Origin of the sequence: Paenibacillus larvae subsp. larvae, from assembly GCF_002003265.1 — a bacterium.
Taxonomy (GTDB): Bacteria; Bacillota; Bacilli; order Paenibacillales; family NBRC-103111; genus Paenibacillus_H; species Paenibacillus_H larvae.
Genome location: NZ_CP019687.1, coordinates 2655001 through 2670419 on the forward strand (window position 1 = coordinate 2655001; position 15419 = coordinate 2670419).

A 15419-nucleotide genomic window follows, 5' to 3' on the forward strand; every position below is an offset into this window, starting at 1 on the left:
TAGAGAATGATTCCGGTATTATATGAAAGAAAAAGCCCCAATGCCTAAGTACTGGGACTAGTATATACATAACACGTTTATCTAAAATGATAAGTTTTACCATCGCGGTTCCGATAGTTAAGTCGCTCCCATAAATAAATACCTGGCCAGGATTAATATGGCTAAAATCCACATCAACCAGTGTATTTCGTATTTCTTTTGTCCTGTCGTACGGGCAATCAGGGCGAGGAATACGTAGGTAACAATGCCAAAGGAAATTCCGTTTGCAATGTTATAAGTAAAAGGCATTAATACAATAGTAAGAAAAGCAGGGATAGCATAAACAAAATCCTGAAAGTCAATGTCAACAACAGATTGCATCATCAGAACGCCAACAACGATCAAAGCTGCCGAAGTGGCGGCTCCCGGGATCAGCATAGCCAGCGGCGCAAGGAAAATAGCGAGAAGGAAACATACTCCTGTAGTTATAGAAGTAAGCCCGGTACGCCCGCCCGCGGCAACTCCTGCAGAGCTTTCGACAAATGCGGTCATTGTACTTGTACCCGCCAATGCCCCTGCACTGACACCAACCGCGTCAACCAGCATTGCTTTTCCGACTTTTTTATTGCCTTCTTCTTTATTCTTCATAAATCCGGCACGATTCGCCGTTCCAACCAGAGTACCAAATGTGTCGAACAATTCAACGAATGTAAAAGTAGCAATTACGCTGATAATTCCTGCATGTATGATTTCGGCAAAATCGAAATTGGCCATATGAAGTTTAGTCAGGTCCGGAATCCAAGTAACTTGATCACTTGTCAAAATACTCGGATCTACAATACCCATGAAATATCCAATAACTGTGGTAAGAAGAATCCCGAACAAGATACCTCCTCTTACTTTCAGTACCGTCAGTGCTGAAATAATCAGAATTCCGATTAAGACCAGAAGTACCTGAGGATCTTGGAAATTTCCGATGTGCATAACCGTTTCAACAGATGTCACGTCTGTATAAGTATGCGCCGGAATGTCTTTTTGACTTTCAACCGCAATGGTCAGAAGCCCGCTGTTTTTAACTCCGACAATAGTAACGAATAACCCGATTCCCACCGTAATAGCATGTTTTAAACTATCCGGGATAGCAACCAGCATCATCTGGCGCACTTTCGTTACCGTCAATAAAATGAAAATCACACCAGAAATAAAAACAGCAGTCAAAGCCATGGAGAAAGTAAACTGACCCTGGGAGGACAAAATGACAGTAGCGAAATAAGCGTTAAGTCCCATTCCCGGAGCTAAAGCAACCGGGAAGTTGACGAACAATCCCATTGCAATTGTCATAATCCCCGAGGCAAGAGCGGTAGCAAGGAAAATAGCCGTCCAGTCTCCGCCTGTTGCACCAGATTTAAAGTTACTTAAGATATCGGGATTGACGGCGAGGATATAAGCCATTGCCATAAAAGTCGTCAATCCGGCCATAATTTCAGTGCGAACGGTGGTTCCATGTTCCCTGAGTTTGAAATACCGGTCCATTCTTCTTCCTCCTAAAATAAAATAAAAACCCGGAACCATCTATGATTCCAGGCTACATTTCTGAAAAAGGAGTTGTGATGCAAAAAAAATCGCATCTCAATACCTGCAGGGGAAAATCCGCACCTTTTATTTGTGCATCTGTTGCTTTTCCGCGGCATCCTTTTTCCGTAGCCAGATCATTTACGGTGATCTCGTAGAAACTCCCGGGCCCATTCCCGGGATTATACGAAAAACGGTTATATTTTTCTGCAAATTGCCGAAAATTATGAACATGTTTCATTTTAAAACCTGCATTTATTCTTGTCAACAAAAAATCCGAACACTATCTAGATAAAATAGATAAATGTTCGGAAAATGTTTTTTCTGTTCTCCTACAGAAACAGGATCACTTTATACAAAATATAGATAAATACGGTACAAATTGATCTATACCTTGTACCCGTTCGGATGAAATCTAATTTAAAATGGATTCAATATATACTGTTATGAGAAACAGCAATATAAATAACCCTAAAATGCCTCCTATTACAAAAAAATGCCGTTTGCGCTGCATTACAAAAATGGCAATATATTCACGAATCATCGCGTTAAGCCAATAATAAAAAACCGTTTTCGACCCAATACAATGGCTATCTAGTCCCAATTGTCTTGCATACATCCCGGCTCGAAAAATATGAAAATTATTTGAAACAAAAATGCTATTATATTTCTCGCCATTTATTGATTCCATTATTCTCTTTGAGTATAATAAATTTTCATACGTACTCCTGGATTGATTTTCTTGAATTGTATCCTCTATAGGGATTCCTTTTTCAATCGCATATATTTGCATAGCTTCCGCTTCCGATACATTCTCATCACTCCCTTTTCCGCCAGAAAAAATTAATTTTGGTGGAGATGCCACTTTGCTTTGCATCCAGTAAAATTCAATCGCTTTATCAATTCTACTGGCTAATAATGGAGGTACCTTATCATGAATCAAACCACTGCCATGAACAATAACAAAATCTTGATTGTATTTAGGCTTATTAAATTGATAAAGAATAGAAGCCGTTAAAAAATTTGCTATATCCATAAACATATATAATAAAATAGCTGACACACCAGTAAATAAGATTTTCCAATCATCAGAGATCAATTCCGTTGGATTCATTAGAGAAATGATCCAATAAACAAGAAGAACTATACCTAAAAGAAATGATAAGGAATTTGAAAATCGCCTTCCTTCCCTCTTCAATATGTTTCTGCCATTAATTAGTAAACCTACTATTAATACAAATAACCCAAAAATACTCGCAAAAATAAATAAAGAAAGAGGGATAAATGCAATGATTTTTAAAAATGGCTCATCCAAAGCAAAAGATAGATAGATATATAATCCAATGATTAAAATAAAAAGTAAGTTAAACAGAAAACCCTTCATCATTCTTCTGGGATCCGTTTTATAAAAAAAGAAAAGTAAAAAAAGGAGTAATAAGACAACGAAAGTTACCAAAACTACATTCATGTTTTTTATATTCGCCTTTCTCTTTTTTTGTTTTTTTAAAACCACTGTGTATATTTAAGACCTCATTTTGAACCTCTCATGACTAAAGTCACGAGATTCTTCGGAACAGAGCGTACTTATTATGTAGTGGCATACACTACCAACAGCGGTTTCTCTTATATACCAAGCTATCCCCGTAGTTCCTACGGTTATTGTTTTTGCTTACGCTAGAGCGTGTCTTTGGTCAATATATTTTTACTAGCATTGATGTCACTATCATGATGCGCATGACAAACAGGGCAAACCCATTCTCGAATTTTGAGAGGTTTCTTGCCATCCCGGTGTCCGCATTCAGAACAAATCTGAGTCCGTATAGAATGTCGTGGCGATATTTTACACACCAAACGAGATGGTATTGTATGGAGTAGACATAACCACGACCATAATGTATGTCTGAATAAGAAAAAACACCTCTTTATTATCTTAACATGTGTGTTAGTTACAATACATTAACAAAAGTGTTTTATAACGGAATTTACATCATTATATGTCGGTCAATTAACGTACCTAATGGTACACCTTGATCGAAGCCGATTCATCTGCACGACTAAAGTCGAGAGTATTCTCGGCTAAAAGATAAAAAATATCCTACAAGCAAACAAGAGATGTTCGGAAATGGCAAAAGTGGGATGACTCTTTTCTCAAGATTATTAAAACAAAAGAAACCGTCACCCAGTAAATATCATATGATTGGTCACGAACAGATTGAAGCAATGAAACAGGGGGCGTTTCTTATCAATACAGCGCGCGGCGGGCTTGTGGATACCGGCGCGCTGATCAAAGCGTTGGAAAATGGAAGGTTAGGCGGCGCGGCGTTGGATGTGTTGGAAGGAGAAGAAGGACTTTTCTATTTTGATTGCACACAGAAACCGATTGACAACCAATTTTTGCTTAAGCTCCACAAGATGCCAAATGTGATCATCACGCCGCATACGGCGTACTATACCGGACGGGCATTGTATGATACCGTTGAAAAGACAATATTGAACTGTCTGCACTTTGAGAGGAGAGATACACTTGAATAGATTGAAAATAGCCCTCCTGTTTGGGGGCTGCTCAGAGGAACACGATGTGTCGGTAAAATCGGCGAAAGAGATTGCCGATAACATCGACACAGAAAAATATGAGCCGATATACATCGGAATCACCCGATCCGGCGTTTGGAAAATGTGCGAAAAGCCATGCGTGGATTGGGACAACGAAAACTGCCGTTCGGCAGTGCTTTCTCCGGACAAAAAAATGCACGGGCTGCTTGTTATGCGGAATAAAGGATATCAAATACAACGTATAGACGCGGTATTTTCGGTTTTGCACGGCAAATCGGGTGAAGACGGCGCCATACAAGGTTTATTTGAATTATCCGGCATCCCCTATGTAGGCTGTGATGTTCAAAGTTCGGCGGTATGTATGGACAAATCCCTGACATACATTGTGGCCAAAAATGCTGGTTTTGGCACTCCTGAATTTTTGATTTTGAATCATGGCGATAAACCGGATTCAAATACCTTAACATATCCTGTTTTTGTTAAACCGGCGCGTTCCGGCTCATCTTTCGGCGTGAATAAAGTCAATAACTAGGACGAATTACACACCGCCATTGAAACAGCAAGGCAGTATGACAGTAAAGTCCTGATTGAACAAGCTGTTCCAGGCCTTGAAGTTGGCTGTGCCGTGTTGGGAAACGGTACCGACTTAATCGTTGGCGAAGTGGACCAAATTTCACTTTCGCATGGTATCTTTCGCATTCATCAAGAAGATCAACCAGAAAAAGGCTCCGAAAACGCAGTTGTTTTGGTTCCCGCAAACCTGTCGGCAGAGAAACGCATAAAGATACAAGAAACGGCGAAAGCAATTTATAAGGCGCTCGGCTGTAAAGGTCTTTCTCGTGTTGATATGTTTTTGCAGAAAAACGGACGTATTATACTGAATGAAGTCAATACGTTGCCGGGATTCACGGTATACAGCCGTTATCCCCGTATGATGGCTGCCGCGGGGATGACACTTTCCGGGTTAATTGATCATTGCATCACACTGGCACTCAAAGGATGATACGCATGTATGTTTTTTTAGATGAATAGTTGTGCGATTTTTTCTAAATTCTCAAAAGTTGGATAGCGCACTCCACGTTCAATGTTCGAAATAGTTTGTTTTTTCACATCTAATTTTTCTGCCAATTCCTCCTGTGACATTCCTTTTTTCTTTCTTAATCGAGCAACATTCTGTCCGAAATTTTCAATCATTGTTTACACCTCATTCTTTAATAATTAAAGGATTCTCTCCCATGCTAATCAAAAGAGAACTTTGAAGTTGCTCATAAGTTAAAAGGTGTCATTCAGTATACATCTCCACTAGAGAATAAAGATACTTCTCCTAAAAATCAATTCACTGTTGGAATCTGATTTAAAAAGTGCAATGAAAGTGCAATAAGAATAGAAAAAAAGCCATAAACCCTTGATACACAAGGACTTATGGCTCACCTTAAACTATTCCCACTCAATAGTGGCAGGTGGTTTAGATGTAATATCATACACAACACGGTTTACGTTCTCTACCTCATTCACAATGCGGACAGAGATTTTCTCCAGCACATCATAAGGGATGCGTGCCCAATCGGCTGTCATTCCGTCGATGGAGGTTACTGCCCGGATTCCTACGGTATAGGAATAGGTTCTGGCATCTCCCATAACTCCGACGCTTTTCATATTAGGCAGTGCAGTGAAGTACTGCCAGATTTCGCTGTCCAGGCCTGCCTTGGCAATTTCTTCACGAAGAATCGCATCAGATTCACGAACAATGTGAAGTTTCTCTTCGGTAACTTCACCCAATACGCGAATGGCTAGACCAGGTCCAGGGAAAGGCTGGCGCCATACGATTTCTCTTGGAAGACCGCATTCTTCCCCTACTTTTCGAACTTCATCCTTAAACAGAGCTTTTAACGGCTCGATCAGTTCGAATCTCATGCCTTCAGGCAGTCCGCCCACATTATGATGGGATTTAATTGTTTGCGCGGTATCTGTACCACTTTCAACAATGTCCGTATACAAGGTACCCTGGGCCAGGAAATCAAATTCACCGATATGTGCAGATTCTTCCTCAAATACGTAGATGAACTCGTTTCCGATAATTTTCCGTTTTTGTTCGGGATCCTCCACACCGGCAAGTTTGCCCAGGAAACGGTCGCGTGCGTCAATCTTGATGACTTTCATGTCGAATTTACCTACGAAAGTTTCCATTACGCCTTCGGCTTCATCTTTACGAAGCAGGCCGTGGTCGATAAACATGCAAGTCAGCTGATCCCCAATCGCTTTGTGAATCAGAACAGCCACGACGGAAGAATCTACACCGCCGCTTAAAGCACAAAGAACTTTGCGGTCTCCGACTTGTTCACGAATGTCTTTAATTGTATCTTCGATAAACGATTCCATCGTCCATTCGCCATGGCATTGGCACATCTCAAAAATGAAGTTTTTGATCATATCATTCCCGTATACCGAATGGCGCACTTCAGGATGGAACTGAACGGCAACAATTTGTTTGTGCGGGTGGCTCATAGCTGCGATCGGAGCATGTTCCGTGCTTGCCTCAATTACAAACCCTTCCGGCAATCCGACAACATGGTCGCCATGACTCATCCAAACAACTTGCTTGCTGCCGAGGCCTTTTGCCAGAAGGCTTTCAGGTGTAAAAGCAATTTCGGATTTCCCGTACTCTCTTTTTCCCGCTCTTTGAACTTTCCCTTTGAGCTGATGGGCGATTAACTGCATGCCGTAGCAAATTCCCAAGATAGGAATGCCCAGATCATATATGGCAGGGTCTACAAGCGGAGAATCTTCCCCGTACACGCTATTAGGCCCGCCGGAAAACACGATTCCTTTAGGGTTTAGATCTTTGATCTTCTCGATAGGCGTGTTATACGGCATAAGTTCACTATAAACACCCAGGTCACGGATTCTGCGCGCGATCAGCTGGTTATACTGGCCTCCAAAATCTAAGACGACAATAATTTCATTCGGTTTATTCATGGTCCGCCCCTTGGTTTGATCGTGATAATTATATATAACGAAATCAGATGAATCAAGGCGTTCTGTGCAGAATTATGCTGTTATGCGCTTCCATTTCACCTGAGGCATAAATTGGCACCAATAATGGTGAAATTCTGTGAGGAAGGGCTGATTCTTCCGATTTTTCACAAAATTTATTTTCCATTACAACGATAATGTTTGACAAATTTATGGGTTGCCGCCTTTTCTATGAGTTATCCCTTCTCAAGAAGTTTTAGGCAACAAAAAAAGAGCTTTTCCGCAAGGAGACAAATGATTTGTCCTATCAGGAAAGCTCACCTTCCTGGTTATCTGATGACAGCTCTCTGCGTTTCGTCCATACAGTCCAACCCAGGTCCATCAGGAAGTATATCAGAAACAGAGTCCAGGAAAAACGCCATGCGGGTTCAAGCCACCCGTATACAAGCCGGATATAAGGATGGATAGCATACAGACAAAACAAAGAAAGAGCAAACCAGCATACGGAAAAAGGCAGACAAACGTGGCCGTGGATCTGCCAACGATACTCAGAATAATCCCACCAACGTTTATGAAAATACGTTTGCAGCATCCACCCGCTTACATATTTAATCAAGGAAGGAATGGTCAGACAGGCCAGCAGAAGAACAGGCAACGGGAGATCAAGCTGAGCCAGAACCACCAGAATAACCGGAGCAAAGCCATACATAGGTTTGAAAGGCCCTTTAAGAAAACCTTCCTTCCAAAAATGCCCCGCTGTAAAAAAGCTGTATGTATTCTCCAGCAGCCAGCCGGCAAGCGCATAAAGGACAAAATAAAAAAACAACGTGCCGGGTGAGGTATCAGCAGCTTGCCAGGACTGAAACCAAACATGCATCGGTATCCCCCCTTTTACGGTATACGAGTAGGATAACCAATGCATGAAAAACCATTCAGTATATTCTTTTATGACAACTAAAAAACGCCACCTCCTTTCCATGAATGAAATGAAAAGGAAGGAAGGCGTCCTAAGGTATTTCTTCTACACGGCTTCTGTCGTTATACTTGCCTCTGCGAACTGGCTGTTATAAAGGTCGGCATAAAAGCCTCCTTGTGCGAGAAGCTCTTCGTGATTTCCTTTCTCAATAACATCGCCGTGATTCATAACCAGAATAAGATCCGCATCTTTAATTGTAGACAGACGATGGGCAATCACAAAGCTGGTTCTGCCCTGCATGAGGCGGTTCATGGCTTTTTGAATGTGGACCTCTGTACATGTATCCACACTGCTTGTCGCCTCATCGAGAATCAGGATTGCAGGGTCTGCCAAAATAGCCCGGGCTATAGTAAGCAGCTGCTTTTGTCCCTGGGAAATGTTAGAGGCTTCTTCGTTCAGGATAGTATCATAACCGTCAGGCAGTGTACGGATAAAGTGGTCGGCATGAGCTGCCCGGGCTGCCTGGACGATCTGTTCTTCGGTAGCTCCCTTGCGTCCGTAAGCAATGTTGTCCCGTATTGTACCGTTAAACAGCCAAGTATCTTGAAGGACCATACCGAAAAGGCTGCGCAAACTGCCCCTCGGCATCTCCGTAATATTCATTCCATCGATCGTGATCCGCCCGCTGTTTACCTCATAGAAACGCATAAGCAGGTTGATCAGGGTGGTTTTCCCCGCACCCGTTGGCCCGACAATGGCGATAGTCTGTCCTTGTTTTACCTCTATATTCATGTCGTTAATTAACGTGACATCTCCCTTGTAGCCAAACTTCACATGCTCAAAGGTGACATCCCCTCTTGGCGAAACCAGTTCTTTGGCTTTAACTGTTTCAGGCACTTCCTCTTCTTCATCCAGTACCCCAAAAACACGTTCTGCCGAGGCAATCGTAGATTGAATGATGTTGGCGATATTTGCCGTTTGCGTGATCGGCTGGGAGAATTGTCTGGCATATTGGATAAACGCCTGAATATCCCCGATCTCGATACTTTTTTTGGTCACCAGTACCCCGCCGACTACACAAATAAGCACATAGCCGATATTGCTGATAAAGTTCATCAAAGGCATGATTAAACCCGACACGAATTGAGCTTTCCGCCCGGATTGGTACAATTTTTCGTTGACCTCATTAAATTTAGCCAGCGACTTTTGTTCATGGCCAAATGCTTTAACAATTTTATGGCCGGTGTACATCTCTTCCACGTGCCCATTTAATTCTCCCAGGGAACTCTGCTGATCCTTGAAGTAAATCTGGGAACGGAAAGCAATCTTTTTGATTACCAAAAAGCTGAGCGGGAGAGTCAGGATACAAATTAGCGTCATGAGCGGACTGATGGTCAGCATCATAACGATAACCCCAATCAGCGTGATTACGGCTGTTATTAGCTGCGTTAAACTTTGTTGCAAAGTGGTACTGATATTGTCCACATCATTTGTAACCCGGCTGAGTATTTCCCCGTGTGTCCGGGAGTCAAAGTATTTCAACGGCAGTCTGCCGAGCTTTTCGTTAACCTGTTTTCTCATATCATACACAATTTTTTGTGATACGCCGGCCATAATGAATTGTTGAAAATAGCTGAACATGGCACTAATCAAATAAAGTCCGGCCAATACCAATAAAATTTGTACAATATACGTATAATCAATGTGAGCTCCCGGTATTTTCTGTACTATGCCCATAATACCTTCAAAAATTTTAGTTGTTGCCTTGCCCAAAATCTTCGGACTCACAATACTGAATAGCGTACTCAGGACCGCCATGGCGAACACGGCAATCAGTTGAAACTTGCGGGGCTTCAAATATCCGGCCAAACGCCCTAAGGTACCTTTGAAATCTTTCGCTTTTTCACCGGGCATGGCCATTCCGGCCATCGGTCCTCCGCCCATAGGACCGCCATGTCTTCGGGCCTGGTCTCGTTTGTGCTCACTCATGCAATCTCCTCCTCTGAAAGCTGTGAGGATACAATTTCGCGGTAAACCGTGCAGGTATCCATTAATTCTTGATGTGTGCCTATCCCTGCGATTTTCCCTTCTTCCAAAACGATTATCCGATCAGCATCCATAACGGTGCTTACACGCTAAGCCACGATCAGGACAGTTGATTCTGTCGTTTCTTTCTTAAGAGCCTCGCGAAGCTTGGCATCGGTTTTGAAATCCAAGGCGGAGAAGCTGTCGTCAAACACATAAATCTCCGGTTTACGGACCAGTGCCCGTGCAATCGACAGACGCTGTTTTTGACCCCCGGATACGTTGTTCCCTCCTTGGGCAATCATTGAATCGAAACCGTCTTTCATATTGGCAATAAATTCAGTAGCCTGAGCCACTTCAGCGGCATGGCGGATTTCATCGCCTGTAGCATCTTCTTTACCATACCGGATATTATCAGATATAGTACCGGTGAACAGAACGGCTTTTTGCGGAATAAACCCGATTTTTTCCCTCAGGTTCGCTTGTTTCAAGTCGCGGATATCTTCTCCATTGACAAGGATACGGCCTTCCTGAATGTCATAGAAACGCGGGATCAGGCTGAGGAGAGTTGATTTCCCTGAACCGGTCCCCCCAATGATCGCTGTGGTTTCTCCAGGACTGGCACTAAAAGAAATATTATATAGAGCAGGTTTCTCTGCCCCCGGGTAGCTGAATGTCACATTTTGAAATTCCAAGTATCCTCTCTGACCTTCGGTCTGCTTGGCATTCTCCGTATCTTTGATTTCAGGAACCATATCCAAAACCTCGTTGATCCGGGCAGCCGAGGCGCTGGCTCTTGGAACCATAACGAAGATAATGGACACCATAATGACCGAAAACATGATTTGCATAGCATATTGAATAAATGCCATCAAGTCCCCGACATGCATACCGCCGTTTTCAATACGGATACTACCGAAGTACACGATAGCAATAGTGGAAAAGTTAAGTATCAGCATCATAATCGGCATAAGCGAAGCCATAATGCGGTTTACCCTTACAGCCGTATAGGTCAGATCCAAGTTAGCCTCGTTAAATCGTTCTGCTTCATGGTCTCCCCGGTTAAAAGACCGGATGACCCGAATTCCGGTTAAATTTTCACGAAGAACCAGATTCAGCTTATCCAGCTTCTTCTGCATGGCTTTAAAAAGCGGTACCCCTTTTCTCGCAACGAGAAAGATGGAAAGGGCCAGGATCGGCAGTACCGCAACAAGCACCAGGGTCAGCTTCGCATCCTTGGATAGCGCCATAATAATTCCCCCGATACACATCATTGGAGCGCTGATCATCATCCGCAAAATCATGGTAGTAACCTGCTGAATCTGGTTAATATCATTTGTCGTCCGGGTTATCAGGGAAGCCGTACCGATCTTGTCAAACTCCTGTAAAGAAAAATTCTCTACATGTGAAAAGACCTTTGCACGCAAATCCCGCCCGAAGCCGACCGAAATTTTGGAGGACAGATAACTGGACACGATAGCGCACAATACTCCTCCAGCTGCTACGAACAGCATGAAACCTCCAATTTTCAGAATATAAGGGGTATCCCCCTTAACAATCCCCGTGTCCACGATATCCGACATTAATGTCGGCAAATACAGGTCCGAGAGGGACTGTAGAAAAACAACAAACAGGACAAAAACAATAGGAAGCCGGTAAGGCTTAAGATACCGGAATAATTTGCTCATCATTCATCATCTCCGCGGAATTGTGTAGAATTACGCCTTGCATTTTTTTCATCAAAAAAATTGAACACTTTATTCAGAAGAACAGCAAGCTGTTCACTATCCTCTTCCCCCAAATAATCTACCAGCTCTTTAAAGTTATTGGCGAACTTTTCTCTGGCCTTCCGGGTAACTTCCATCCCTTGCTCCGTCAGCTTCACTCTGACCGCTCTTCGGTCAGTCTTATCCATATTCCGTTCTACCAGACCTTTATTTTCCAAACCTTTTATGAGCTGAGTAACAGTTGGGGAAGTCACCCGAAGTATATGGCTTATCTCGGAAACCATCATCCCGCTGCTGCCTGGCTCGACTCCGCGGCGCAAACAGAACATCAGCATCATCTCACTCCGCTTACTTCCCTCCACCGAGTGGCTATGCCAGCTTGCCCTGTTAAATTGGACAAATGCCTGCATTAACCGAGAAACTGTAGCATTCTCTTCCATTCCTATCACCTCTAAATTTAATTAGGTTTCCTATCTATTTATTTAGCAACCTAATTATAAACAGGTGAAAATAAAAAGTCAAATTAAAATAAAAAAGATTCCTTTCAAAGGAATCTCCCAGATTGAAGACAAAGTCCCGCGAAATACTACAGTAGCGGGAGTTCTTTATGTTTGTTATCCCTATTTCAAATACAAAATTGAATTTATCAGATGGGCGACTTCTCTTCCAGAGCCAGGTCGCCATTCTTTTGAGGTTCATGGCAGAAAAAACAAGCATTGCCTGCATGGTGACCCTTTTAAGTCCTCGTAAGGTCGTCCACCGCATACCATGCTTCTCCTTTAAATCAGCAAAAACTCGCTCTATGGTTTCTTTTCGCTCTGCGTAAATCCGTTTGTTTTCTTCTGTATGGCGAAGGTGGTCCGCCTCTTCCACACATTCAGCCCAAACATGACGACTAATACGCTTCACTGCCTCTTTACTCTCTGTACATTGTGTCCGGAAAGGACAGGCTTGGCAGATTGCCGGATTCGAGCGATACATTTTATAACCAGCACGGTTCGTTGTTTCGTAAGACAGTATGGCATTTGCCGGACAAAGGTAGCAGTCATAGTGCTCATCGTAAACGTAATCATGCTTTTTAAAGAATTCTTCTTTCGTCTTGGGACGGGTATACGGCAGGACGGGACGAATCTCTTGTTCTTGCAGCATTTTGCAGATGGCTGGTGTTTTATAACCTGCATCCGCGGCAACCGCTTGTGGAGCCGGAACTACGCGAGTAACCTCGTGTAGAACATCTTCAAATACTTGGCTGTCGTGGATATTTCCAGGGGTTACTTTGACGCCGAGTACAAACCCGTTCCGATCACACGCGGTATGGAAACTGTAGGCGAAAACACGTTCTTACTCTCCCTTCACGAACAAACCACACTCCGGGTCAGTCGTGCTCACCTTCACCTCCTTCTGCGTGACATTGGGCTTTTTTTCGAACGGTTTCTTTCTCATGTAAAGCCCGATCTTGATTGATCTCTTCATCAAGCTGATCCTGGTACTTTCGACTTTGCTCCTGAACGATCTGTTTTACATATTTGTTTTTGTTCGCGCTTGCTTTAACATGTGTCGCGTCGATGAAGAGTACGTCAGGTTCAATGAAACCATGCCGGGCAGCTTCTTCGAGGATGCGATGAAAGATTCCCTCAAACTGTCCAGTATCCCGAAAACGGCGCACATAATTTTTACCCAGCGTGGAGAAATGAGGAATGGGCTGACTGAAGTCATAGCCAATAAACCAACGGTACGCGACGTTGGTTTCAATCTCTTTGATGGTCTGACGCATGGAGCGAATACCAAAAAGGCATTGAATAAGCGCAATTTTAATAAGAACAACCGGATCAATGCTAGGGCGGCCGTTATCCTCACAGTAAACATCCCGAACCATGTCATAGATGAAACTAAAATCGATGGCGTATTCGATTTTGCGGACCAAATGATCTATAGGTACAAGCTCGTCCAAGGAGACCATGGAAATTTGAGAACGTCCTTCGTAACCGGTTTTTCGCAACATATTCAAGCACTCCCGCACTAGTTATTTACCTATATGATACTATATGAATGCGGTGAATGGTTGGTGTATTTTCGTAAAAAAGACTGTCGACAGGACTTTGTCGACAGTCTGAAGATTCCTTTCAAAGGAATCTCCTTTTACACGCGGGCTATATAATAAGGTAAAAATAAAAGCGGGGGACCGGTCCAAAGGGATCGGTAACCGCCTTCTGTAAGCAATGTACCTGATTCGGATTGAATCAGACGGCTAATCTGATCCATCTGTACTCTCATGATGCCGTCAACAATCCTAAAGCCGGGAAGCCAATACTTAGCCTGTTTTTTTCCTAGATAATTGGTACGGATTACATAATTCCGGGAGTCATAATAAAGATTAATCATCCCATACCGGACATGGGCCGTTTGCTTGGATTCATCCCAAGTGACTTTACCTCCCATGTTTTCTATATACAGCTGAAGCGGCAATTCAACTTTTCCATAACGGATGGCATAATCCTTAGCCGGAAGCTCGACCGTCTTTTTGGCTACAGTCAAATGAAGGGGAATGGAAGGACTAGAATCGCTTATGACTTCCCCTTTTTTCACCGAAGGCTTAGTAAGAACGGTGTTCGTCTTAATTTGGCTCAAAAGTTGATTGAATTTTTTTCTGGAAATGGGCTTCCGGTCCCATCTATCTGCTCTGCCGACCGTAAATTGGGCTGGCTTAACCTGATCGCTGAGTGAGGCGAAACGGTATCCCTGCTGTTTAAAATAAGCAATTATGGAAGGAAGGGCTTTAACTGTTTCCTCATGTCCTGCTCCGTCATGAAACAAAATACTCATCTCATGTTTAAGTGGGGCCTTCTTTACTGAACTGATAATAGTAGAGGCGGGAATATGGGCCCGCTTGGAGTCCTGGCTGTCTACATCCCAATCAAAAACGGTATAGCCTGCTTGCTCCATAAAATAAAAGTAGAAGGGATCAAAGTTACTTGCTGTCCCTCCCGGAGCCCGAAGCAAACGTGTACGAAATCCGGCAGCCTGGAAAATGGCATTGTCCGTTTGCTCGACTTCCTTATAGAAGGCTTCAAAACTTGAATAAATATGCTTGTACATATGACTGTAACTATGGTTTCCAAGAGAATGGCCTTCCCGGACTATTCGCTTTACTGTTTCGGGATGGTTTTCTACCTGCTTGCCCAGAACGAAAAAAGTTGCCGGAATGCCTTCCTTATGCAAAATATCTAATACTTTACCGGTATATTGGCTTGGACCGTCATCAAAGGTCAAGTATACGGTGGGGTCTTCCGGGGCTGTAAAAGCTTTATCAGGCAGAGAAAGATGGCCGGAAGCAAGTTCTGCATAAGTTTTTTCGGGGTCCGGTTCGGGGGACGGGGCCTGGACTGCGTAAACCTGTTCCGGGTTAACAGAAAGAACAAATGCAGATACAACAACAATTAGTAATAACCACTTCAGAATATAAGCGGCGGATTGTTTTCGAACAAATGCTATCATGAATGGGATCCCTCCATATGATCTATTAAATGGACAGTTAATAGAGTATATGGAAGAGTGAGTAGGAGTATGACACCCCTTAATGTTATGAAGACGGGGAAATACAGCCGCAGAAAACTTTTTGGGGTCATTGTTTCACCTCCATAATACAAAATGTACCGCTTGATTCTGATTTTAGT

The 15419-nt window shown here is 43.1% G+C and carries 9 protein-coding genes, 5 pseudogenes and 1 riboswitch; of the genes and pseudogenes, 2 read left to right on the forward strand and 12 right to left on the reverse strand.

The window, feature by feature from the left end; all coding sequences use genetic code 11:
• Positions 1-117: 117 nt before the first annotated feature.
• The 4 genes and pseudogenes from BXP28_RS13745 to BXP28_RS25615 form a co-directional block, all read right to left on the reverse strand.
• Positions 118-1512, reverse strand: a complete 1395-nt coding sequence (locus BXP28_RS13745) for an NCS2 family permease (protein WP_036655298.1) — start codon at positions 1510-1512, stop codon at positions 118-120.
• 148 nt (positions 1513-1660) lie between these two features.
• Positions 1661-1761, reverse strand: a riboswitch (purine riboswitch).
• Positions 1762-1966: 205 nt separating this feature from the next.
• A complete protein-coding gene (locus tag BXP28_RS13750) occupies positions 1967-3019 on the reverse strand; it encodes a YdcF family protein (RefSeq protein ID WP_036657117.1) in 1053 nt (350 codons plus the stop codon).
• Between the two features lie 206 nt (positions 3020-3225).
• Positions 3226-3399, reverse strand: coding sequence for a zinc ribbon domain-containing protein (locus tag BXP28_RS22845; RefSeq protein ID WP_174567577.1), 174 nt, complete (start codon positions 3397-3399; stop codon positions 3226-3228).
• A pseudogene (locus BXP28_RS25615) lies at positions 3371-3449 on the reverse strand (IS200/IS605 family transposase); the annotation flags it as partial. The pseudogene BXP28_RS25615 and the gene BXP28_RS22845, both read right to left, overlap by 29 nt.
• A 289-nt stretch (positions 3450-3738) precedes the next feature.
• On the opposite strand from BXP28_RS25615, the pseudogene BXP28_RS13760 reads away from it, so the two are divergent.
• Both BXP28_RS13760 and vanF read left to right on the forward strand, forming a co-directional pair.
• Positions 3739-4083 (forward strand): annotated as a pseudogene (locus BXP28_RS13760) (NAD(P)-dependent oxidoreductase); the annotation flags it as partial.
• Positions 4076-5107: pseudogene (gene vanF / locus BXP28_RS13765) on the forward strand (D-alanine--(R)-lactate ligase VanF). The pseudogenes BXP28_RS13760 and vanF, both read left to right, overlap by 8 nt.
• 17 nt (positions 5108-5124) lie before the next feature.
• On the opposite strand, the gene BXP28_RS13770 reads toward vanF, so the two are convergent.
• The 8 genes and pseudogenes from BXP28_RS13770 to BXP28_RS13805 form a co-directional block, all read right to left on the reverse strand.
• Positions 5125-5298: a helix-turn-helix domain-containing protein gene (locus tag BXP28_RS13770; protein ID WP_024093369.1), complete on the reverse strand. Its 174-nt coding sequence runs from the start codon at positions 5296-5298 to the stop codon at positions 5125-5127.
• Positions 5299-5541: 243 nt separating this feature from the next.
• On the reverse strand, positions 5542-7080 hold the full coding sequence (gene guaA, locus BXP28_RS13775) for a glutamine-hydrolyzing GMP synthase (RefSeq protein WP_036655301.1): 1539 nt from the start codon (positions 7078-7080) through the stop codon (positions 5542-5544).
• 304 nt (positions 7081-7384) lie between these two features.
• Entirely contained in the window at positions 7385-7954 is a 570-nt protein-coding gene (locus BXP28_RS13780; RefSeq protein WP_077585099.1) for a putative ABC transporter permease, read from the reverse strand.
• A 144-nt stretch (positions 7955-8098) separates the two neighbouring features.
• Entirely contained in the window at positions 8099-9982 is a 1884-nt protein-coding gene (locus BXP28_RS13785; RefSeq protein ID WP_036655303.1) for an ABC transporter ATP-binding protein, read from the reverse strand.
• Positions 9979-11706: pseudogene (locus tag BXP28_RS13790) on the reverse strand (ABC transporter ATP-binding protein). The gene BXP28_RS13785 and the pseudogene BXP28_RS13790 overlap by 4 nt, the downstream one beginning before the upstream one ends.
• On the reverse strand, positions 11706-12185 hold the full coding sequence (locus BXP28_RS13795) for a MarR family winged helix-turn-helix transcriptional regulator (protein ID WP_036655305.1): 480 nt from the start codon (positions 12183-12185) through the stop codon (positions 11706-11708). The pseudogene BXP28_RS13790 and the gene BXP28_RS13795 overlap by 1 nt, the downstream one beginning before the upstream one ends.
• Before the next feature lie 34 nt (positions 12186-12219).
• A pseudogene (locus tag BXP28_RS13800) lies at positions 12220-13747 on the reverse strand (IS1182 family transposase).
• 137 nt (positions 13748-13884) lie between these two features.
• Positions 13885-15240, reverse strand: coding sequence for a polysaccharide deacetylase family protein (locus BXP28_RS13805; protein ID WP_023485131.1), 1356 nt, complete (start codon positions 15238-15240; stop codon positions 13885-13887).
• Positions 15241-15419 lie beyond the last annotated feature (179 nt).